The organism is Pseudomonas rustica, assembly GCF_018336155.1.
In the GTDB taxonomy this organism is placed as follows: Bacteria; Pseudomonadota; Gammaproteobacteria; order Pseudomonadales; family Pseudomonadaceae; genus Aquipseudomonas; species Aquipseudomonas rustica.
Genome location: NZ_JAGYHF010000020.1, coordinates 1 through 22,932, shown reverse-complemented (window position 1 = coordinate 22,932; position 22,932 = coordinate 1). Strand labels below are relative to the sequence as shown.

Annotated in this window: 18 protein-coding genes; 15 read left to right on the top strand and 3 right to left on the bottom strand. The window is 61.7% G+C overall.

Annotated elements, in window-relative coordinates; all coding sequences use genetic code 11:
* The first annotated feature begins 96 nt into the window (after positions 1–96).
* From KFS80_RS26105 to KFS80_RS26070, 8 genes are all read left to right on the top strand, one after another.
* Positions 97–993 (top strand): TauD/TfdA dioxygenase family protein, encoded by an 897-nt coding sequence (locus KFS80_RS26105; protein WP_053116436.1) that lies wholly within the window; start codon positions 97–99, stop codon positions 991–993.
* Between the two features lie 18 nt (positions 994–1,011).
* Entirely contained in the window at positions 1,012–2,037 is a 1,026-nt protein-coding gene (locus KFS80_RS26100) for an ABC transporter substrate-binding protein (protein WP_053116437.1), read from the top strand.
* 5 nt (positions 2,038–2,042) lie between these two features.
* Positions 2,043–2,903 (top strand): ABC transporter ATP-binding protein, encoded by an 861-nt coding sequence (locus KFS80_RS26095; RefSeq protein ID WP_053116438.1) that lies wholly within the window; start codon positions 2,043–2,045, stop codon positions 2,901–2,903.
* Positions 2,904–2,924: 21 nt separating this feature from the next.
* Positions 2,925–3,791, top strand: coding sequence for an ABC transporter permease (locus KFS80_RS26090; protein WP_212546384.1), 867 nt, complete (start codon positions 2,925–2,927; stop codon positions 3,789–3,791).
* Positions 3,792–3,922: 131 nt separating this feature from the next.
* Positions 3,923–4,840, top strand: coding sequence for a LysR family transcriptional regulator (locus KFS80_RS26085; protein WP_053116440.1), 918 nt, complete (start codon positions 3,923–3,925; stop codon positions 4,838–4,840).
* Between the two features lie 196 nt (positions 4,841–5,036).
* Positions 5,037–6,575, top strand: a complete 1,539-nt coding sequence (locus KFS80_RS26080) for an MFS transporter (protein WP_212546383.1) — start codon at positions 5,037–5,039, stop codon at positions 6,573–6,575.
* Between the two features lie 27 nt (positions 6,576–6,602).
* Complete coding sequence (locus tag KFS80_RS26075) at positions 6,603–7,673, top strand: HlyD family secretion protein (protein WP_212546382.1); 1,071 nt, start codon at positions 6,603–6,605, stop codon at positions 7,671–7,673.
* Positions 7,674–7,738: 65 nt separating this feature from the next.
* Positions 7,739–9,223, top strand: a complete 1,485-nt coding sequence (locus KFS80_RS26070; RefSeq protein WP_420851075.1) for an efflux transporter outer membrane subunit — start codon at positions 7,739–7,741, stop codon at positions 9,221–9,223.
* On the opposite strand, the gene KFS80_RS26065 is transcribed toward KFS80_RS26070, so the two are convergent.
* Entirely contained in the window at positions 9,204–9,893 is a 690-nt protein-coding gene (locus KFS80_RS26065) for an NYN domain-containing protein (RefSeq protein ID WP_212546380.1), read from the bottom strand. The two genes, KFS80_RS26070 and KFS80_RS26065, sit on opposite strands and share 20 nt — an antisense overlap.
* A 486-nt stretch (positions 9,894–10,379) precedes the next feature.
* Between KFS80_RS26065 and KFS80_RS26060 the strand changes: the two genes are divergently transcribed.
* Genes KFS80_RS26060 through KFS80_RS26045 form a run of 4 tightly spaced genes read left to right on the top strand, consistent with a single transcriptional unit; the run spans position 10,380 to position 15,077 of the window.
* Complete coding sequence (locus KFS80_RS26060; RefSeq protein ID WP_038367377.1) at positions 10,380–11,159, top strand: efflux RND transporter periplasmic adaptor subunit; 780 nt, start codon at positions 10,380–10,382, stop codon at positions 11,157–11,159.
* The gene (locus KFS80_RS26055; RefSeq protein WP_212546379.1) at positions 11,156–12,475 is read left to right on the top strand and encodes an efflux RND transporter periplasmic adaptor subunit; all 1,320 of its coding nucleotides are present in this window, start codon (positions 11,156–11,158) and stop codon (positions 12,473–12,475) included. Before KFS80_RS26060 ends, KFS80_RS26055 begins: the two co-directional genes overlap by 4 nt.
* The gene (locus KFS80_RS26050; protein WP_212546378.1) at positions 12,476–14,572 is read left to right on the top strand and encodes a site-2 protease family protein; all 2,097 of its coding nucleotides are present in this window, start codon (positions 12,476–12,478) and stop codon (positions 14,570–14,572) included.
* Between the two features lie 10 nt (positions 14,573–14,582).
* Positions 14,583–15,077: a GNAT family N-acetyltransferase gene (locus KFS80_RS26045; RefSeq protein WP_212546377.1), complete on the top strand. Its 495-nt coding sequence runs from the start codon at positions 14,583–14,585 to the stop codon at positions 15,075–15,077.
* Positions 15,078–15,214: 137 nt separating this feature from the next.
* On the opposite strand, the gene KFS80_RS26040 is transcribed toward KFS80_RS26045, so the two are convergent.
* Together KFS80_RS26040 and KFS80_RS26035 are read right to left on the bottom strand one after the other, a co-directional pair.
* Complete coding sequence (locus tag KFS80_RS26040) at positions 15,215–15,526, bottom strand: DUF6916 family protein (RefSeq protein ID WP_008080325.1); 312 nt, start codon at positions 15,524–15,526, stop codon at positions 15,215–15,217.
* A 54-nt stretch (positions 15,527–15,580) separates the two neighbouring features.
* Positions 15,581–16,168 (bottom strand): phage tail protein, encoded by a 588-nt coding sequence (locus KFS80_RS26035; RefSeq protein ID WP_159814729.1) that lies wholly within the window; start codon positions 16,166–16,168, stop codon positions 15,581–15,583.
* A gap of 241 nt (positions 16,169–16,409) precedes the next feature.
* On the opposite strand from KFS80_RS26035, the gene KFS80_RS26030 reads away from it, so the two are divergent.
* From KFS80_RS26030 to KFS80_RS26020, 3 genes are all read left to right on the top strand, one after another.
* The gene (locus KFS80_RS26030) at positions 16,410–17,990 is read left to right on the top strand and encodes a glycosyltransferase family 39 protein (protein ID WP_212546376.1); all 1,581 of its coding nucleotides are present in this window, start codon (positions 16,410–16,412) and stop codon (positions 17,988–17,990) included.
* A gap of 150 nt (positions 17,991–18,140) precedes the next feature.
* Positions 18,141–18,986: a sulfotransferase family protein gene (locus KFS80_RS26025; RefSeq protein ID WP_159814731.1), complete on the top strand. Its 846-nt coding sequence runs from the start codon at positions 18,141–18,143 to the stop codon at positions 18,984–18,986.
* Between the two features lie 56 nt (positions 18,987–19,042).
* Positions 19,043–22,932, top strand: a 3,890-nt coding sequence (locus KFS80_RS26020) for an Ig-like domain-containing protein (protein ID WP_212546375.1), incomplete at its 3' end; no start/stop codon positions are given.

The following is a 22,932-nucleotide window of genomic DNA, read 5'->3' as shown; positions in this document are numbered from 1 at the left end:
TCGGCGCGCCGCACGACCTGAACCGACACGCAATCCAGCGTGAGTGTCTGATCGACGAGCGCGCCCGTGAGCGCGCCGTGCGTGGGAGATTGAAAGATGTCCGCAGCTACTGCTACCCCAAGCGCCGCGAGCGCCGCGCCGCAAACCTTCGAAATTCGCCCGTTCAGCGGTGCCGTTGGCGCTGAGATCATTGGCCTCGACCTCACCCGGCCGATCAATGATCAAGACTTTACGCGCATCCATCGCGCGCACCTCGACCACCACGTCGTGGTATTCCGCGATCAGCAAATCACCCCGCAACAGCAGATCGACTTCAGCCGCCGCTTCGGTGTGTTGCAGATCCACGTGCTCAAGCAGTTCCTGCTGGCCAATCACCCGGAAATTCTCATCGTTTCCAACATCGTCGAAAACGGCCAAAACATCGGCCTCGGCGACGCCGGCAAATTCTGGCACTCCGACCTTTCCTATAAAGAGCTGCCGAGCCTTGGCTCGATGTTGCATGCGCAAGAGCTGCCTTCCGAGGGCGGCGACACCTTGTTCGCCGACATGCACAAAGCCTGGGACAACCTGCCCGCTGAGCTGCGTAAAGCAGTCGAAGGGCGCAGCGCTGCGCATTCCTACACCGCACGTTACAGCGAAACCAAATTCGAAGGCAACTGGCGCCCGACGCTGACCCCGGAGCAACTCGCTCAGGTCGCGGAAGTGGTGCACCCGGTGGTGCGCACGCACCCGGAAAACGGCCGCAAAGCGCTGTTCGTCAGCGAAGGTTTCACCACGCGCATCGTTGGTCTGCCGGACGACGAGAGCCAGCAACTGCTGAGCGAGCTCTACGCCCACAGCGTGTTGCCGCAAAACATCTACCGCCATCAGTGGCAGCCCCACGACCTGGTGTTCTGGGACAACCGTTCGCTGATTCACCTCGCCGCCGGCTGCCCCGCGCACCTGCGCCGCAAGCTGTATCGCACGACCATTCAGGGCGACGCGCCTTTCTGATTTGCCGGAGATTCGATCATGTCCAAACGACTTCCATTTGCCCCGCTGGCCGCCGCCATCGGCCTCGGTTTCAGCCTGATTGCCGGCAGCCTGGTCGCACCGACCGTGGCCCACGCCGAAGGTGAAATTCGCATCGCCGAACAGTTCGGCATCGTCTATTTATTGCTCAACGTGGTGCGCGATCAGGGCCTGATTGAGAAGTACGGCAAGCAGGAAGGCATCGACATCAAGGTCGACTGGACGCAGCTCTCGGGCGGCGCCGCGGTCAACGATGCGCTGTTGTCCGGTTCCATCGACATTGCCGGTGCCGGCGTCGGGCCGCTGCTGACCATTTGGGATCGCACCCACGGCAAGCAAAACGTCAAAGCCGTCGCCTCGCTGGGCAACTTTCCTTACTACTTGGTGAGCAACAATCCGAAGGTTAAAACCATCGCCGATTTCACCGAGAAGGATCGCATCGCAGTGCCAGCGGTTGGCGTGTCGGTACAGTCGCGCTTCCTGCAGTACGCGGCGGCCAAGCAGTGGGGCGACAAGGAGTTCAATCGCCTCGACAAATACACCATCGCCGTTCCGCACCCGGACGCCACGGCTGCGTTGATCGCCGGCGGCACCGAGCTGACCGGGCATTTCTCCAATCCGCCGTTCCAGGATCAGGCGCTGGAAAATCCTAACGTTCACGTCGTGCTCAATTCTTATGACGTGCTCGGCCCGAACTCGCCGACGGTGCTGTTCGCCACCGAGAAATTCCGCGAGGAAAACCCGAAAACCTACAAAGCCTTCGTTGAAGCACTGACCGAAGCGGCGCAATTTGCGCAGAACGATAAGGGCGCAGCGGCCGACACTTATATCCGCGTGACCAAAGCGAAAATCGACCGCGCCGCGTTGCTGAAAATCATCGACAACCCGCAGTTCGAATTCAGCGTGACGCCGAAAAATACTTATCCACTGGCCGAATTCCTCTACCGCGTCGGCGCGATCAAAAACAAACCTGAATCGTGGAAGGACTATTTCTTCCAGGACGCCAAACCGCTGCAAGGGAGCTGACCGAGATGAACGCCCCTTTGCAAGGCCACGCGGCCAGCAACCTGATCGTCAACCGCGAAGCGCTGTTGGCGGTCGATCATGTCAGCCTCGAATACCGCACGCCGCAACGTGTGGTGCGCGCCACGCACCAGGTCAGTTTTGAAATCGACCCGGCCGATCGCTACGTGCTGCTCGGCCCGTCCGGTTGCGGCAAATCCACTTTGCTTAAAGCGGTCGCCGGTTTTATTCAACCGTGCGAAGGCGAAATCCGTCTGCAAGGCCAGCGCGTCGACGCGCCGGGGCCAGACCGGATTGTGGTGTTTCAGGAATTCGATCAACTGCCGCCGTGGAAAACCGTCAAACAGAACGTGATGTTTCCGCTGCTGGCGTCGCGCACGCTGAAGAAAAAAGAGGCCGAAGAGCGCGCGTTGCACTATCTGGAGAAGGTCGGACTGGCGGCGTTCGCCGATGCCTATCCGCACACGTTGTCCGGCGGCATGAAAGCGCGCGTGGCGATTGCCCGGGCGTTGGCGATGCAGCCGAAAATCCTCTTGATGGACGAACCGTTCGCCGCGCTGGATGCGCTGACCCGCCGCAAGATGCAGGAAGAATTGCTGCTGCTCTGGGAAGAAGTGCGCTTCACCTTGTTGTTCGTCACGCACTCGATTGAAGAGGCGCTGGTGGTCGGCAATCGCATTTTGTTGCTGTCGCCACATCCGGGGCGGGTGCGCGCCGAAGTGCACAGCCATCAATACGATCTGCACAGCCTCGGTGGCGTGGCGTTTCAGGAATCGGCGCGGCGCATTCATCGTCTGCTGTTCGACGAAGGCCAGTCGCCGGAAACCGAACGTGACCACGACTTCAACGACATTCGCATCGCCTATTGAGCGGCCAGGAGGATCAACCCGATGAGCCAGTCATCATCTGTGCGTGAAGAATTCGAAATTGTATTAGAGCCACTGACGGAAGTGCCGGTCGAGCGCGAACTGTCCCTCGGTACGCGGCTGTGGCAACAGGGTTGGCTGCGCAAAAGCCTGATCCTGATATTGCTCGCGGTGCTTTGGGAAATCGTCGCGCGGGTGCAAAACAACGATCTGTTGCTGCCGAGTTTTCTGCAGACCAGCCATGCGTTGTACGACGGCCTGCTCAGCGGCGAGTTGTTGAGCAAGGTGTGGATATCCTTGGTGGTGCTGCTCAAGGGTTATCTGATCGGCATCGTTCTGGCGTTTGCCCTGACGACACTGGCGGTGTCGACCCAGTTTGGGCGCGATCTGCTGAGTACACTGACCTCGATGTTTAACCCGTTGCCGGCGATTGCCCTGCTGCCATTGGCGTTGCTGTGGTTTGGGTTGGGGCAGAACAGCCTGATTTTTGTGCTGGTGCATTCGGTGTTGTGGGCGTTGGCGCTGAATACTTATGCGGGGTTTCTCGGGGTGTCCGAGACGCTGCGCATGGCTGGGCGTAATTACGGTTTGAAGGGTTTGCGGCTGGTGTTGTTCATCCTTATTCCGGCGGCGCTGCCGTCGATTCTCGCCGGGCTGAAGATTGGCTGGGCGTTTGCCTGGCGCACGTTGATCGCGGCGGAATTGGTGTTCGGTGCGACCAGTGGCAAGGGTGGTTTGGGCTGGTACATCTTTCAGAATCGAAATGAGCTGTACACCGACAAGGTGTTTGCCGGGTTGGCGGTGGTGATTCTGATTGGCTTGCTGGTGGAGAATCTGGTGTTTGACACGCTGGAGCGGGTGACTGTGAAGCGCTGGGGTATGCAGCGCTGACTTGAAAAGATCGCAGCCTTCGGCAGCTCCTACAGGGGATCGCATTCAATGTAGGAGCTGCCGAAGGCTGCGATCTTTTGATCTGCTAGGATTGCACGCAGATCAATCCTGATCCGCCACGAGTGCTCGCCATGCAGCTTCCGGACATGAACCTTCTGGTCGCCCTCGACGCTTTGCTCGACGAGGGCAGTGTGGTCGGCGCCGCGCGGCGGATGAACCTCAGCCCCGCCGCGATGAGCCGCACCCTCACGCGCATCCGCGAAGCCATCGGTGATCCGATCCTCGTGCGCGCCGGCCGTGGCCTGGTGCCAACCCCCAAAGCACTGGAATTACGTGAGCAGGTGCGCGACGTCGTCGAACAAGCCGCGCTGCTGTTCCGCTCCGCTGACACGGTGGAATTGGGCACGCTGCGCCGACGCTTCAGCATTCGCGCCAATGACTTTTTCATCGGCGTCTACGGCGGCAAGCTGTTCGACACCCTCGACCAACAAGCGCCGCACTGCGAGCTGCGTTTTGTCCCTGAGGGCGATGGCGATGATGAAGCGTTGCGCGAAGGACGGATCGATCTTAGCGTCAGCAACACCCGGCCGGTCAGCCCTGAAGTGAAAGTGCAGAATCTGTTCTCCACGCACTTCGTCGGTCTGGTTCGTGAAGATCATCCGCTGCTTGACGGTGAGATAACCGCTGAACGCTACGCCGGGTTTTCCCATATCAGCATGTCGCGCCGTGGTATCGCTCGGGGCCCGATTGATACGGCGTTGAACGCGTTGGGGCTGGAGCGGCGGGTGGCGGTGATTGCGCCGAGTTTCCATGCGGCGATGTTTGCCTTGCCGGACTCGGATTTGATCCTGCCGGTGCCCAAGGAAGCGCTGCTCAGCGTGCGGCGATTGGGTTTGAAACTGCGCTCGTTCGACCTGCCGATTCCGCTGCCGACCTTGATGCTGACACAAGCCTGGCATCCGCGTTTCGACAAGGATCCGGCGCACCGCTGGTTGCGGGAAACGCTGAAAACCTGCTGCGACGAGACTTGGTTAGCGGCTCAACCTTAACAACAGGTCAAAAGATCGCAGCCTTCGGCAGCTCCTACATTGGAATGCAATCCCTGTAGGAGCTGCCGAAGGCTGCGATCTTTTGCTTTCAATCATTGTGTCTGGCGCACTTATAACCTGCCAATAAGTCAATTTTCGTCAGCGATAAGCCCCACTAAAATGCTCCGGTATTTCCCACCCCCCGGAGTTTTCATTCATGACATCCCTGACGGTCTCGGCGCCCCTCGCTGCGGCCAGCCCGGCGACGGCGGCCGCGCCTCCGGTGTTCGGGGCGCGGATCATCACCGGTCTGGTCGGCGTGCTGCTGGCGGTGCTGGTGTCGGGCCTCAACGAGATGGTCACCAAGGTCGCCCTCGCCGACATCCGTGGCGCGCTGCACATCGGTTACGACGAAGGCACCTGGCTGGTCGCCAGTTACACCGCCACCTCGGTCGCGGCCATGGCGTTTGCGCCGTGGTGCTCGGTGACCTTCTCGCTGCGCCGTTTCACCCTCTGCGCGATCGCCCTGTTCACCGTGCTCGGCGTGCTCTGTCCGTTCGCGCCGAATTACGAAAGCCTGCTGCTGATGCGCATTCTGCAAGGCCTGGCCGGCGGTGCGCTGCCGCCGATGCTGATGACCGTGGCCCTGCGCTTCTTGCCCGCAAATATCAAACTCTACGGTCTGGCCGGTTACGCGCTGACCGCGACTTTCGGCCCCGGCCTCGGTACGCCGCTCGCCGGTTTGTGGACGGAATACGTCGGCTGGCAATGGACGTTCTGGCAAATCATCGTGCCGTGCCTGATCGCCATGGCGATGGTGGCTTACGGCATTCCGCAGGATCCGCTGCGGCTGGAGCGCCTCAAGACATTTAACTGGAAAGGCTTGCTGCTGGGTTTTCCGGCGATCTGCATGTTGGTGATCGGTTTGCTGCAGGGCAATCGACTGGACTGGTTCGAGTCAAGCCTGATCTGCGGCTTGCTCGGCGCTGGTTCGCTGCTGCTGGTAGCGTTTTTGATCAATGAATGGTCGCAGCCGATTCCGTTTTTCAAATTGCAGATGCTCGGTATTCGCAACCTGTCATTCGCCCTGATGACTTTGGCCGGTGTGTTGGTGATTTTGCTGGCGGTGGTGTTGATTCCGTCGAGCTATCTGGCACAGGTGCAGGGTTATCGCCCGGTGCAAACCGCGCCGATCATGCTGCTCGCCGCGTTGCCGCAGTTGATCGCGCTGCCGCTGGTGGCGGCGCTGTGCAACCTGCGTTGGGTCGATTGTCGCTGGGTGCTCGGGATCGGTTTGAGCATGTTGGCGCTGTCGTGCCTCGGTGGTTCGCAACTGACGTCGGCGTGGATTCGCGACGACTTTTATGTCCTGCAATGGCTGCAGATTTTCGGTCAGCCGATGGCGGTGTTGCCGTTGTTGATGCTCTCGACCGGGAGCATTTCGCCGCTGGAAGGGCCGTTCGCGTCGGCGTGGTTCAACACGGTGAAAGGCCTGTCGGCCGTGGTCGCCACCGGGGTGATCGAAGCGCTGACCACGTCGCGTCTGCATTTCCATTCGAACATGTTGATCGACAGCCTCGGCAATTCGCCGCTGGCCGATCGCAGCGATCCGGGCCTCGCCCATCGTCTGCACGAACAAGCCGTGGTGCTGACTTCTTCCGATCTCTATGTGTGCATGGCTGGCGTCGCGGTGATGCTGATCCTGCTGATTTTCTGGCTGCCGACGCGGATTTTTCCACCGCGCGCGCCGACCTGATTGCTGCACTGAACAATGAAGGTTTTTATGACGACTCAAGCAAAGCAAAAACTCGCCGTGGCCGTGGCCGCCGCGCTGGCCGTGGGCGTGTTGGTGTATCTGGCGATGCCGGGCCTGTTTGGTAAACGCACCCAGCAAAATACCAACGACGCGTTCGTCTCCGCCGACTACACCCTGGTGGTGCCGCGTGTGGCCGGGTTTATCAAAGAAGTGCTGGTCGAAGACAACCAGCGCGTCAAGGCCGGGCAGTTGCTGGCGCTGATTGATGATCGCGATTTGCGTGCGTCCGCCGAAGCGGCGGACGCGCAGACACTGGTGGCGCGGGCGCAGTTGCAGAACGCCAAGGCGACGCTGGAACGGCAGACCTCGGTGATCGCTCAGGCGCAGGCGTCGGTGGTGTCGGCCAAGGCAGAAATGGCCTTTGCCCAGCAGGAATTGAATCGCTACAACCATCTGGCTGGCGTCGGTGCCGGCACGGTGCAGAACGCGCAACAGGCGCGCACGCGCATCGATCAAGCGACGGCGCACCTCGACACCGCCACCGCGAAACTGGCGGCGGAGCGCAAGCAAGTCGACATTCTTGCCGCACAGCGTGATGCCGCCGAAGGCAGTCTGAAACACGCGCAAGCAGCGCTGGAAATTGCCAGTTTCGAGCTTTCCTATACGCGCATTACCGCGCCGCAGGACGGCATGATCGGCGAGCGTGCCGTACGCGTCGGCGCCTATGTAACGCCGGGCAGCAAATTGCTGGCGGTGGTGCCGTTGCAGCAGGCGTATGTGGTGGCGAATTTTCAAGAAACACAGTTGACGGATGTGCAGCCGGGGCAAGCCGTGCAGGTGCGTGTCGACAGCCTGGGCGGTGAAGCCTTGAGCGGTCGCGTCGAAAGTATTGCGCCGGCCACGGGTGTGACGTTTGCAGCGGTGAAGCCGGATAACGCCACGGGCAACTTCACCAAGGTTGTGCAGCGGATTCCGGTGAAGATCATCCTCGAACTGGGCCAGCCGTTGGCCGAGCGCTTGCGGGTGGGCATGTCGGTGGAGGCGCGGATTGATACTGCGAGTTCGGCGAAGTCTGTGCGTGAGGTGACCCAGCGATGAGCCGTGTTGACCGCGCCGACGCCTTCGCGAGCAAGCCCGCTCCCACATGGGAAACGCAATCCAAAATGTGGGAGCGAGCCTGCTCGCGAAGAGGCCAGTTGCAGCAACTCACTCTAAGTGCCTTGCTTATGGCCAGTCTCACCGCCTGCACCGTAGGCCCAGACTTCCAAAAACCCCGAGCCACACAAATCAGCGACTGGGCCAAACCCGCCAAATCCGCCCCGAGCCAAGCCGTCAGCGAACCCCTCAACGAACGCTGGTGGGAAGTCTTCCACGACCCGCAACTTTCCGCGCTGACCCAGCGCGCGGTGCGCAGCAACCTCGACCTGCAACTGGCCAGCAGCCGTCTGCAACAAAGCCGCGCTGCCCGCCAGGTCATCAGTGCCGATCGCTACCCGAACACCGCCGCCACCGGCAGTTACGGCCGCGAACGCAACAGCGGCAAAGGCCTGAGCGATCCGTCGGGACTTGACGGTGATTCCGCTTTCAACCTGTGGGACGCCGGTTTCTCCGCCTCGTGGGAGCTGGATTTCTGGGGCCGCGTACGCCGCGAAACCGAAGCCGCCGACGCCAACCTCGAAGTCGCCGAAAACGACCGTCGCGGTGTGCTGCTGGCCGTGCTCGCCGACACCGCGCAAAACTACATTCAACTGCGCGGCGTGCAAAACACCCGCGCCGTCACCGAGCAAAACCTCGACGTCGCCCGACACAGCCTGAACCTCTCGCAGCTGCGTCTGGCCGATGGTGTCGCGACTGATCTGGACGTCGCCGAAGCCGCCGCGCAAGTGGCTGCCATCGAATCGCGCTTACCGGCGCTGGAGCAACGCCAATCGCAACTGATCAACGCGATCAGCCTGTTGATGGGCGAACCACCGCAAGCCTTGGCCAAAGAGTTATCCACAGACGCTGCCGTGCCGCAGTCGCCACTGCAAGTAGCCATCGGTCTGCCGTCGCAACTGGCCGAACGCCGTCCGGACATCCGTCAGGCCGAGTCGCGCCTGCACGCCGCGACAGCGAATATCGGCGTCGCCAAAGGCGATTTCTACCCGCGCATCACCTTGTCCGGCAACCTCAGCTCGCAAGCCATGCAGCTCAGTGACTTCGGCTCGTGGGGCTCGCGCGCGTTCGGCATCGGCCCGCAATTCAGCCTGCCGCTGTTCGACGGCGGACGCCTGCGCGGCGTATTGCAATTGCGCGAAGCCCAACAGCAGGAAGCCGCCGTCGCTTATCAGCAGACTGTGTTGCGTGCCTGGCACGAAATCGACGATCAACTGACTGCTTACAACGCCAGCCAACTCCGCCGCGACAGCCTCGCCGAAGCCGTACGCCAGAACCAGATCGCCCTGCGCACCGCGCAACAGCAATACGTCGAAGGCGTGGTCGATTTCGTTAACGTTCTTACTGTGCAAGGCGCGTTGCTGGCGACGCAGGAACAGTGGGTGGAGAGTTCGACCGGTGTTTCGCTGGCGATGGTCGGGTTGTACAAGGCATTGGGCGGGGGATGGGAGTCGGTGTATCCGGCGCAAGTAACTACCAATAATCCGGTTTGATCGCTGGTTTTTTGTGAGTGGCTACTTGTTTTGGAAACTGATGAAGTCTCAGCTCTTCAGTCGAAATAACGCGTCTCAACCAGTTTGAGTTGTCTTTCAATGAGCCTGGGGGCGGGCGGATAGATCCGGTCCGATGAGGAAGGATCACTCCAATGATCAGGGCAGGAAAATCTGTTCGGAGCGCCTTCAGAGCAGGTGTCATGTCGGTATCACTGGAAACCAGAATGATTTGATCAATGCGCCCTGCATCTTCGGACATTGTTTGCCGGCTTGCAGTGCGATACATGCTGATTGCTATATGCACATCGGTTTCTTTTTCTTCCAGTTTCCAGATATCGACTTTGTCTTGACGTGACGCATGGGTGTTCCTATCTATAAACCTTGGTGCTTTGGCTGGCTCTAATTGATGCCGTCCGAAATGCACGGTGACTTTGCTCGCTCGCAATGCCCTTATGTAGGCATCTTGTGCTTCCTTGGAAACGCGGCCGCGAGTTGCCAACTGGGGTTTGATTGGAGAAGTGAAGTAGTCAATCGAGACTATTGAGCTCTGAGGGTTTTCGATGAGGGCAATATGCGTCAGCAGGCTGTGCAAGTTCAGCCATTTATAGGGTGTGCCAGCGAGCAAGCCGTAAAACAGGTTGTAGCCATCAACAAAAAATGCGGTGCGCACAAAAAATCCTCAGAAACGAAAAAACCGGCCTAAGCCGGTTTTTTCATCCCCAACTGCCAGCGAACTGAATCGCTACGTACGGGGTTGAGTAAGGCAATCCTAGATTGAGTGCGTCATGCAGGTCAATCACCAAATAATTGCGGGCTCACTCCACTGGTTTATTTTCAGCACCGGCTTGCCAGTTTTGGCTACCAATGCCGACTAGGGTCAAGCCATTTAAGGGCGCCAATATTAGAAGTTGTTGCAGAAAGAGGTACATTCGGCCCGTGTTTACTTCCATAGGTAGCCTGTCTATCGCCTTATTCGCAATGCGCTATCGGTAGCATTCCTAACTCGTGTAGGAAAGCGGAGCCTGCCTACATCTCTTAAACGGTCATTGAGCGGCTTTCTCTTTTGAAACATTACATTTCCGAAGAGTGATGGCCTTTCGCTTGACGCTAACCCCCGCTGTCGTAGACTCCGCACATCCGTCAGGGAGTAGCGGTTATGCAGCGTTTTCGTGGTTGGGTTGTCGGATTGACCTTAGTTACGTGTGCAGTTCAGGCGCAAACGCCCGGGCCAGACGATCCGCTGCTGGATAATCCGGGGACGGCGGCGGCCACCGTGAGCAGTGAGGCGCGCGGGGTGTTGCGGGCGCGTGATCAGGCGACGCTGGCCAGTGAGCTTTCCGGGCGGATTGTCGAGTTGCCCTTCAGCGAGGGCGAGTCGTTCAAGAAGGGCGATACGCTGGCGAAGTTCGATTGCTCGGCCTATCAGGCGCAACTCAATGCCGCACAGGCGGCCAGTCGTGGTGCTGGTGAAGAGCTGGCGCACAACAAACAGTTGGCCGCCCTCAATTCTGTCGGCCGATTCGAAGTGGCGCGGGCCGAGGCCAAGGTCAGCGAAACCCAGGCGCAATCCCAGGTTTATCAAGTGCAGGTCAAGCGCTGCAGCGTGGTCGCGCCGTTCGACGGGCAAGTGGTCGAACGTAAAGTGCAGCGCTATGAAAGCGTGCCGGCCGGCGCACCGCTGCTTGATGTCGTCGATAACCGTACCCTCGAAATTCATTTGCTGGTGCCGTCACGGTGGATGGCACGGCTCAAGCCTGGCCAGACCTTCAGCTTCGTTCCCGATGAAACCGGCCAGCCGATTGATGCCACCGTCAAACGCCTGGGCGCGCGAATCGATGAGGGCAGTCAGACCCTGTTGCTGGTCGCCACACTCCCCGAAGCCAAAGGTTTGCTGGCCGGCATGAGCGGCACGGCACGTTTCCCGGAGCTTAAGTGAACGCCCCGGTGAGCGGCGGCGCCGAGCAGGTATTCGCCAGGTTTCTTGACCTGGAACGCCAGACCCGCGCTGCCCGCGACGCCTCGCAACTGGCCTACAGCCTGGTCAACGATGGCCAGGCGCTGTTTGGCTTTCGTCATGCGGCGTTGTTGATTGCCGGCAAGGTGCAGGCGGTCACCGGGGTCAGTGCGGTGGAGCCCAACGCGCCGTTCGTGGCGTTCGTCGAGCAGGCCGTGGCGCAGTTGTTCAAACAGGGTGTGCTGCAGCAGGCGCGGGTAATTGCCCCGGAATTGCTGAATGACAGCATCCAGGCTGACTGGCGCACGCTGTCGGCGGCGCAGGTGTTCTGGCTGCCGCTGATCGACCGCGACGCTCAGGTGTTTGGCGGTTTGTGGCTGGCGCGCGACGTACCGTGGAACCCTTCCGAGCAAGTTCTGCTGTCGCAATTGGGCGACACCTACAGTCATGCCTGGCTGGCGCTGCAACCGCGCAAACCGTGGCGGTTGCGCTGGACCCGTAAACGCCAAGTGGCGCTGGTCGCGGTGCTGTTGCTCGGGCTGTTGATCCCGGTGCGCCAATCGGTGCTGGCCCCGGCTGAAGTGGTGCCGCTGGGCGGCCGCGTGGCGGCGGCGCCGCTGGACGGGGTGATCGCCGAGTTTCTGGTCAAACCCAATCAAACAGTGAAAACCGGTGATGTGCTGGTGCGTTTTGAAAGCACCACGCTGAAGGCGCAGGCCGATGTCGCCGAGCGTGCGCTGGGCGTGGCCGAGGCGGAATTGAAATCCAACTCGCAGCGCTCGTTTGCCGACGCGGAATCCAGCGCCAAGGTCGATTTGCTCGCCGCCCGCGCCGAACAGAAACGCGCCGAACGCGACTACGCCCGCGAGCTGCTCAACCGCAGCGAAGTGCGCGCCGAACGCGACGGCATTGCGGTGTTCGCCGACGCCGAACGCTTGACCGGCAGACCGGTACAGACCGGCGAGCGCCTGATGGAAGTCGCCGATCCGAGCCAGGCCGAGCTGCGCATCGAACTGGCCGTGGGCGATGCGATTGCCCTTGAGCCCGGTGCCGAGGTGGCGCTGTTTCTCGACAGCGATCCGTTGAAGCGCCATCTCGCCACGCTGGAACGCTCGGCTTACGAAGCGCAACCGACGGCGGGCGGGCAACTCGCTTACCGGCTCGACGCCAACTTCGCCGAGGCGCCGCCGCGTATCGGCCTGCGCGGTACGGCGAAGATTTTCGGTGATCGCGCGCCCTTGGCGCTGTATCTGCTGCGTCGGCCATTGGCAGGCCTGCGTCAGAGCGTGGGCCTGTAAATGAACCTGCCGAGCCTGCGTGCCGACCTGCAATTGTCGTCCGCGGCGCCGGCCCTGGACGGTTCGCCGCGCTGGACCCTGGCCGATCCGGTGCGCGGACGTTATTTCAAACTCGGCACGGCGGCGATGCGCCTGTTGCGCCACTGGTCGTTGGGCGATGCCGAACAGGTCTTGCGCGCGGCCAATCGCGAACCCGGCCTGCCGCTGGATGGCAGCGAGCTTGAGCAGTTGCTGGAGTTTCTTCGCGGTCACGATTTGATCAGCGCGCTCGATGACCAGCAGCGCGCCAGCTACCGGCTCAAGGCGTTGGCGCAGCAGCAAAGTCTGTGGCAAATCCTTCTGCATCAATATTTGTTTTTCCGCATTCCGCTGTGGCGCCCTGACGCTTTTCTCAATCGTGCCTGGCCATGGCTGCAGCGCTTCGGTCCGCGTCTGCTGCGTTACGGCTTGCCGGCAACGCTGGCGTTGGGCGTATTTCTGGTGTCGCGGGACTGGCAACGCTTTGTCGGGACGTTTCCCCACCTGTTCAGCCTCGGCGGCGCCATGGCGTTCGGTGTGGCGCTGTTTTTCGCCAAGCTTTGCCACGAATTCGGTCATGCGTTCATGGCCAAGCGTGCGGGCTGTCGGGTGCAGAGCATGGGCGTGGCATTCATGGTTTTGCTGCCGATGTTCTATACCGATGTCAGCGACGCCTGGCGGGTCAATGACCGCCGCGCGCGGTTGCTGATCGGTGCCGGCGGTGTGCTCGCGGAATTGCTGTTGGCGTGTATCGCGTTGCTCGCGTGGTCGTTGTTGCCTGACGGTCCCGCCCGCACGGCGGCGTTCATGCTCGCCAGCGCGACATGGATCACCACGCTGGTGGTCAACCTCAATCCGTTCATGCGCTTTGACGGGTATTTTCTGATCAGTGATTTTTGGCAAGTCGACAACTTGCAGGGTCGCGCGTTTGCCCTGTGTCGCTGGCGACTGCGGGAGTTTTTGTTTGGCTATGGCGCACCCGCGCCGGAGCCTTGGTCGCCGAAGATGCAACGGCGTTTGCTGATCTGGGGGTATGGCTCGTGGTTGTGGCGTGCGGCGTTGTTTTTCGGGATCGCGCTGGCGGTCTATCACCTGTTCTTCAAGGTGTTGGGGATCTTCCTGATGCTGGTGGAACTGGTGTGGTTCATCTTTCTGCCGATCATGCGTGAGTGGCGCCAGTGGTGGAGCCGTCGCGAGCAGGCGCACGCTCCGCGCGTGTTGCTCAGTGCATTGGCGCTGCTCGGGCTGTTGCTGCTGCTGATTGTGCCGTGGCGCAGTTCGGTGGAGCTGCCGACGATGCTTGAGGCCGGACGCGCCAGTGCCTTGCATGCGCCGACGGCGGCGCGGGTCAAAGCGGTGAAGGTGACGGATGGGCAGCAGGTTGCGCAGGGCGATGTGCTGATCGAGCTGGAGTCGCCGGATCTCGAATCGCGTCTGGCGATTGTCCGCCGCGAAATCAAGATTCAGCAGTTGTTGATGCGCCGCCAGGCCAGTCGCAGTGAAACCGCCGCGGACGCCGGCATCGTTGAGCAACGCCTGGCAGAAGCGGTGGCCGAGTACCGTGGCTTGAGCGCCCAGCGTGAACGCTTGCTGTTGCGTGCGCCGCATGCCGGCAGCGTGCGCGATCTGCTGCCGAACATGACGGTCGGGCGCTGGTTATCGACCCGCGATGCGCTGGCGCGGGTGGTCGAAGACGGCGCAAGGCTGCGCGGATATCTGGCCGAAGCCGAGTTGTGGCGAGTTAAACCGGGGGCCAATGGCCGTTTCATCGCCGATGACCCGATGCACCCGGCGCTCGCCGTGCAATTGAATGAAATCGACACCAACGGCGTGGCTTACGTCGATCAGGAGGCGTTGACCTCCGATCACCACGGGCCGATCGCCGTGCGTCGCGATCAACAGCAGCGGGCGGAGCCGGTGCAGGCGCAATACGGCGTGCGCCTGAGTGTATTGACGACGGCATCGCCCCCGACGCAACCGTTGCGCGGCGTGGTGGTGTTGCAGGGCAGCGGCGAATCGCTGCTCGGTGTGGCGTGGCGCCGGGTGGCGGCACTGGGCGTCAGGGAAAGCGGTTTTTAGGGAGAGCAGGATGACGGACAGCGCAGCAGTGGCGGCAGAGGGATTGGTGGTACGGCCCTCGCGGGCAACCGACGGGCCGTTTTTGCAAAGTCTTTATCAAACGGCGCGGCCGGATCTGCAGTGGATCGACGGCGAGCCGGAACACGTGCAGCAAGTTGTCGCCCAGCAGTTTCAGGTGCAAGAGCAGGGCATGGGCGACAACTACCCCAACGCCATGCACTACGTGGTGGAAAAACTCGGCACCGCCATCGGCGCGCTGAGCACCGATTTCGGCGCCAATGAAATTCGCGTGTTGTACCTGGCGTTCATCCCGCAGGCGCGCAGCCAGGGCTTCGGCCGTGCCGTATTGCAAGGCGTGCAGAAAGCCGCGCAACAGATTCGTTGCCCGGTGGCGACGGTGGTCTGGACCAGTAATCCACACGCGCGCCGGCATTATCTGGCATTGGGTTTTGCCGTCGAAGAACGCAACCCCGCCGCCGAACGCCTCGTCTGGTACCCCCAATAACCCCCTGTGGGAGCTGCCGCAGGCTGCGATCTTTTGATCCTGTTTTTTCAAACTGAAACTCAAGATCAAAAGATCGCAGCCTGCGGCAGCTCCTACAGGTCAACGATGCTTTTGATGTTGGTTTAACGATGGCCGTGTCAGTTGAAGGTGACGTGGAAGTAAGCCAGCGCCGGGTCGCGCCCCATCGCGGGTACCCGCGAGACGAAGATCCCTTCGACCCGCCCCAGTTCCGGCAGCTCCAGGGCACACAAACCGTCGATGAATTCAGTCGGCTCCAGGCTGCTCAATTCGACGCAGAATGGCATGCGCTCGCTGTAGCGCATTTTCGCCAGCGGTTTTTCTTCGAGTTCTCCGATGTGGATCTGCAGCGCACTGCCATCGGGCAGATGCAGGGTGCCAACGCGACCCAGCAGTGCCTGGAAATGTTGGCTATGAACCGATTGCAGCATGGTCTCGCTCCAGCAAAGTGAGGTGCCGGGGGAGGTGGCTCCCCCGGCGTTCGGTCAGTTGCGCGAAGGAAAAATACCGTTCAGCGCGATGCTGAAGTTGAGCACCAGATACGGGTTCATGATCGGCAGGGGCAGGCCATTGCCGGTCGGCGTGATGGTCCCGCTGATGGTGGTGGCTGCGCCTTTGAGCGGTACCGGCGATGCGCCTTGAGCGTCGGAAAAAATATTCGCCAGGCCCGGCCCGGTGCCCGAAGCGCCGATGTAGGCGTTGGTCGCAGTCGGCGCGCCCGCCGGGTTACTGGCCGGGTTGGCCAGTTGCACGGTGGTGGTGGCCGTGAGCCCCGCGAGGGTGTGGGTGTGGTTCGGCAAATTGTTGAGGGTGGCGGTGACTTGCTCGGCGCCGGAAACTTCCCCCATCACCCTCGGTGTCAGGCCGGGGCCGTTGCCTTGGCAGATCGGCAGGCGGCTTTGCAGGTTGGGCAGCCCGAATGTCTGCTGGCCGTTGCCTCCATACACCGTCCCCAGCAATGCAAACAGCGCCTGGTTCTGGTTGATTCCGATGATCTGACCGTTGCACAAGGCCCAGCCGCTGGGTGCATAGTTGAAGGCAAACGTCAGAACAGTGCCCATGTAAACGTCCATAAAGTCCTCATCCTTCTGATTGGTTGTCGGCGGGCCGCTAGTGAATTCAGGCTGCTGCAGTTGCCTTGGCACTCCGTGGCCAGGTCACGCCACGCCAGAGCGTAGACGCGGATTGGCAAGGTTGCCGGATGTCGTGAAAAGGCAAACCGGCATCGACGGTGCTTGTGCGGCTGACCTAAAGTGACTGGCAGGTTTTTGCGGTTCATACGGTCGTGGCGATGTGGTGCGGCGAGAGGAAACGATGGCGCTGAACAGAGTAACCCCGGTGGGCGACACCCAGGATCCGCACGCGACACCAGGGCCGTGGTTTGCCGGTTTGCGCTTGCTTCGTTGGGTCAGAGAACACTGGCTGCTGCCGATCCTGTTGTTGGCGGCGGCCGTGCGTTTTTACGATCTGACGGCTGCGGCGATCTGGGGCGATGAGGGATCCAGTCTGCTGCTGGCGCGTTACTCGCTGGGCGAGATCTGGCGCCACGCGGCCTACGATGTGCACCCGCCGCTGTACTTCATGCTGCTGCACGGCTGGATCGGTTTATTCGGCGATGGCATTTTTGCCCTGCGCAGTTTCAGCGCCCTCGCCGGGATCGCCGCCGTCGTGTTGGGCATCTGGCTGGTGGATCGACTGGCCACCCGCCGCGCCGCGATCTTCGCCGGCCTGCTGCTGGCGCTGTTGCCGACGGCGGTGCGCTACAGCCAGGAAGTGCGCATGTATGCGCTGCTCGGGCTGTTGCTGATGGCCGCGACGCTGGCGCTGGTCTACTGGATCCGGCGCCCGCAGCGTCATGCTTATCTGCTGTTTTACCTGCTGTTGATGACGGCAGCGTTCTACACCCATTACTTCGCCGTGCTGGCGGCGCTGTGCCACTGGATTTATCTGGCGCTGATCCGGGTCCAGCGTGGCTATCGCTTCCGGCATATCCAGCGCCCGGTATGGTGGCTGGCGAATCTGGCCATCGTCGTGTTGTACCTGCCTTGGTTGCCCCATCTGCTCGATCTGACCCAGCACATGGAGCAACTGAAGGTGGGCGGGGACGTGGGCTGGGAGCCGCCGGTGAGCCTCGGCTCGCTGCCGTCGATGATCTGGTCCTGGCTGATTCAGGACGATGGCGAAAACCTGCCGCTGCCGGTGTTCGGCGCCTTGCCCCTGGCACTGTTGACGCTGGCGGCGGTGGCGGTGATCCGTGATCGCAGCGTGTCGCGGGGCAGTGTCTTGCTGGCGTTGTACACCGGCGTGCCGCTGTTGCTGGTGTTTGCGGTGTCGTTCATCACGCCGGTGTTCATCGAACGCTACTTGACCGCTTATGCGCTGGGCCTGCCGCTGTTGGCGGCGCTGGCCATCGACCGTTTGTACAGCCGCGTGCGGGTGTTGGCGCTGGCGGTGCTGGTGTCACTGGTGGCGGTTGAACTGGTCGGTGTGAACAACAACGCCACGGTCGACAGCAATGACCAGCTCGACCGGGTGGTGAACTACGTCAATCAGCATTTCCAGCCCGGCGATCGCATCGTCACCAGCGACATGCTCTGGTACTTGAGCTACGTCTACTACGATCGCACCGGCGCCTTGGTGCGCCTCTATACGCCGCCGACTGCCGATGGCCGTCCGACCCGGCCGAACGAATACGGTTTTGGCACGTTGGTGACGCCCGATGTATACCTCGACAGCCTTGCCGAGCTGAACGGCAATGGCCGGGTCTGGCTGGTCGGATCGTTCGATGATCCGGCGGAGTTTCTGCCGCTGCCGCCTGCCTGGACCGTCGGCGCGGAGGTTCACGCGGGTGGCGTACAAGCACGATTGTTCGTGGCCAGATCGCCGGCCAACTGAGCCGTGACGGGACTAAAACGATTCATCTGCTTATTCGCGATTAAAAGTTAACCAGTTAGTTCTTTTTGCTCTGAGTGATATCAAAACACTACTAGTCGCAGGGTTACTAGTTGAACTACGCTCTGTCGGACAAAAGGACTTCTGATTACGGTGAAGGGATTGCAGCAGTTCCACTTTATCTCCGGCTTGCCGCGCTCAGGCTCGACCCTGCTTTCTGCGATCCTTTTGCAGAACCCGCGCTTTCATGCCGGCATGACCAGCCCGCTCGGTTCGCTGTTTTCCAGTGTCCTCGAACAATGCAGCGCCGGCAGTGAGTACGGCGCGGTGATCGACACTGCCATGCGTCGGCGCCTGCTACGTGGTCTGTTCGAATCCTTCTATGCCGACAAGGCCGACAAGCCGTTGGTGTTCGACACCAACCGGCAGTGGAGCTCGCGTCTGCCAGCGATCCGCGATCTGTTTCCTCAGGCCAAAGTCATTGCCTGCGTGCGCAACGTGGCTTGGGTGATGGACAGCCTCGAACGCCTGTATCGCGCCAATCCCTACGAAAACACCAAACTGTTCAGCGACGCTGCCGAACGCAACACCGTTTACAGCCGCTGCGAAACCCTGGCCCAGCGCAATCGCCTGGTGGGTTTTGCCTGGGCGGCGCTCAAGGAAGCCTATTACGGCGAGCATGCCGAATCGTTGCTGATCGTCGATTACGACCTGCTCAGCCAGGCCCCGGAACGGGTGCTGCGACTGGTCTACGACTTTATTGGCGAGCCGTGGTTCGAGCACGATTTCGAACACCTGGCCTATGACGCGCCAGCGTTCGACCAGGGCCTTGGTCTGGCCGGCCTGCACACGGTCAAACCCAAGGTTGCCTTGCAATCACGGCGCACGATTCTGCCGCCGGATCTGTTCAAGCAATACGCTGATTTGTCCTTTTGGCTCGATGGCTCAGCCAGCGCCGCCAATGTCATTCGTATGAAGTCCGACGCCGCGATCAGTTGATCGCGGCGTTTTTCATTGATGCGTCACGTACCTTCGTTCGAGTTCGGGTGAGCAACATGTGGTGGACCCTTTTTGGTGGGGCAAAGGTCAAGTCTCAGGCTACCGCAGGTCAGCGTCCGCTGGCCTCGCCGCTGATCATGTCGCTGGAGCCGCGCATGCTGTTCGACGGTGCCGTCGCCGCCACCGTGGCCGACACGGCCGCGCAGGCGGATAGCCATGCCCCTACCGCTGCCGATGCGGCCAAGGCGCCGACGGCCGATCACCCGGTCGCGAGCAAAGACACCCATGGCCAGGCTGACGCCGCACCCGCCGCCAGTCCTGTTGCCGTACCGGGCCAGAGCGTGGTCTTCGTCGACTCACGAGTGAAGGATGCTGACGCCCTGCTGCAAGGGATCGCGCCCGGCACGCAAGTGGTCAAGCTCGACGCTACCAAGGACGGCCTGCAGCAGATCGCCGATTACCTTGATCAACATCACGGTGTCAGTTCGGTGCAGATCATTGCCCACGGCAATGCCGGTGATTTGTGGCTGGGCAACAGCTATCTGTCCGCCGACAACGTCGCGCAGCGCAGCGCGATTCTTGGCGAGATCGGCAAGGACATGAACGTCGGCGGCGACATCCTGATCTACGGTTGCTACACCGCCGAGGGCGATCGCGGCTTGAGTTTCGTCGACTCGCTGGCGCAGTTGACCGGGCGTGATGTGGCGGCATCGAACAACCGCACCGGCGTGGGTGGCGACTGGGATCTGGAGATCGCCACCGGCACCATCGAGAGCGCCAATGTGCTGTCGAGTAAAGCCATGAGCGAATACCAGTGGGGACTGGCCACGTGGACGGCGACCAACAACCTCAACTCGGGTGTCGGCTCGTTGCGTGCGGCGCTGGCGTCGGCGCAGAACGGTGACATCGTCACGTTCAGTTCCGGCATGACCGTCCAGCTCACCTCTGAATTGCTGATCAACAAGAGCATCACCGTCGATGGCGACCTGAACAACGACGGCGTCGCCGACGTGACCCTCGACGGTCAGTACAAGACTCGCGTGGTGGAAGTGACCTCCGGCAACACCGTGACCCTCGACGGGCTGGTGATCACCAAAGGCCTGGTGGCGGGCAACGGTGGTAATGGTGGTTCAGCCGCTGCGGGGGCCATGGGCGGCGGCATTTTCAACGCCGGGACTCTGACCCTGAACAACGTGACGGTGACTGCCAACGCCGCCTCCGGCGGTGGTGGTGGCGGTGGTGTGACCGGCGGCTATGTCGGCGGTGGCGGTGGCGGCGGTGCGGGTATCGGTGGCCAGACCGGTGGCCATGGCGGTACTTCTGGCCCGGGCACCGGCACCTATGCCGGCGGCGCGGGCGGTGCCAATGCCGGTGGTTATGGCGGTGGTTACAGTCCGACCGACATGGGTGGCCGTGGCGGCACCAGCACCGGTGGAGTCGGCGGCAACGGCGGCAGCGCCGGAGCCGGTTACAGCCATGGCGGCAACGGCGGTTCGGCCAGCAACGGCACGCTGTCCATTGGTGGCGGCGGCGGTGGTTCCGGCTGGGACAAAGTCGGCGGCGTCGGTGCCAACGCGGCAGGTGGTATCTACAACGCCGCGAGTGGCACCCTGAAAGTCATCGGCAACTCGGTCATCAGCAATAACATTGCTGCCGGTGGCGGCGGTGGCGGTGGCGGTGGGGTCGGCAGCAACGGCGCCGATGGCGGGGCTGGCGGTCGCGGCGTCGGCGCGATCTGGAACAACGGCGGCGTGGTGCTGATCACCGCGAGCAACTTTGCCGCGATCAGTGGCAACGGCGCTGCCAGCGGTGGCGGCGGTCTGTCGAACGGTGGCTCGACGGGTACAACGCCGAGTGCGCTGGTGGGCATCTACAACAACGGCGGTACGCTGAACACCGCTTACGTGGAACCACCGACTGCCACCATCGTGGTCGCCGACACCGCGTTGAAAATCGGCGAAACCTCGCTGGTGACCATCACCTTCAGCCGCGCCGTAAACGGTTTTACCAACGCCGACCTGACCATTGCCAACGGCACGCTGACCAATGTGTCCAGCGCCGACGGCGGTATCACCTGGACGGCAACCTTTACGCCTACCAACAACATTACCGACACCACCAACCTCATCACCCTCGACAACACCGGGGTGACGGCGGTGTCCGACAGCGTGGCTGGCGTCGGCACCACCAATTCCAACAATTACGCGATCGATACCCAACGTCCGACCGCAACCATCGTGATGGCAGACACTGCCCTGAAAATCGGCGACACCTCGCTGGTGACCATCACGTTCAGCGAGGCGGTGAGCGGTTTCACCAACGCCGACCTGACCATTGCCAACGGTACGCTGACCAACGTCAGCAGCGCCGACGGCGGCATCACCTGGACGGCGACGTTCACCCCGAACGCGAGCATTACCGATGCCACCAACCTGATTACCCTGGACAACACCGGGGTGGCGGATCTGGCCGGCAACGCCGGCAGTGGCACCACCGATTCGGCCAATTATGTGGTCGACACCGTACGACCGACAGCGACCATTGTCGTTGCCGACACCAATCTGGCGGCAGGCGAAACCTCTGTGGTGACCATCACCTTCAGCGAAGCGGTGAGCGGCTTCACCGCCGCCGACCTGACGGTGGCCAACGGCACCTTGACCGGACTGAGCAGCAGCGACGGCGGCATCACCTGGACCGCCACGCTGACGCCAACCACGAGCGTCACCGACACCACCAACCTGATCACTCTGAACAATACCGGGGTCAATGACCTGTCCGGCAACGCCGGCACTGGCAGCACCAACTCCAACAACTACGCGATCGACACCGCACGGCCGACGGCGACCATCGTGGTCGCCGATACCGCGCTGAAAATCGGTGAAACCTCGCTGGTGACCATTACTTTCAGTGAAGCGGTCAGCGGCTTCACCAACGCCGACCTGAGCATTGCCAACGGCACGTTGAGCGCAGTCAGCAGTGCGGATGGCGGCATCACCTGGACGGCGACGTTGACGCCGACCAGCAGCATCACTGACGCTACCAACCTGATCACCCTCAATAACACCGGGGTCGCGGATCTGGCGGGCAATGCCGGCAGCGGCACCACTGATTCCAACAATTACGCGGTCGACACCGTGCGGCCGACCGCCACCGTGGTGTTCACGCAGAGTACCTTGAAAATCGGCGACACCTCGCTGGTGACCATCACCTTCAGCGAAGCGGTCAGCGGTTTTACCAATGCCGACCTGACCATCGCCAACGGCTCCCTGACGGCGGTCAGCAGCGCGGACGGCGGCATCACCTGGACGGCAACGTTCACACCGAGCGCGAACATCACCGACGCCACCAACCTGGTGACACTGGACAACACCGGCGTCGCCGACCTGGCCGGCAATGCCGGCAGTGGCACCACCGATTCGAACAACTACAGCATCGACACCCAGCGGCCGACCGCGACCATCGTCGTCGCCGATCCCGCGCTGAGCGCCGGCGAAACGACACTGGTGACCATTACCTTCAGCGAAGCGGTCAGTGGTTTCACCAACGCCGACCTGACCGTCCCCAACGGCACGCTCACGCCGGTCAGCAGCGCCGATGGCGGTATCACCTGGACGGCGACCTTCACGCCGACCGGCGGGATCAACGACACCAGCAACATCATCACCCTGGCCAACACCGGTATCGCTGACCTGGCCGGGAACGCCGGCACGGGCACGACCAACTCCGGCAACTTCACCATCAACACCGTGGCGCCAACCGCGACCATCGTCGTCGCGGACAACAGCCTGACCATCGGCGAAACGTCGCTGGTGACCATTACCTTCAGCGAAGCCGTCACTGGTTTCAACAACGCCGACCTGACGATTGCCAACGGCACGCTGACGGCGGTGAGCAGCAGCGACGGCGGTATCACCTGGACGGCGACTTTCACCCCGACCAGCAACAG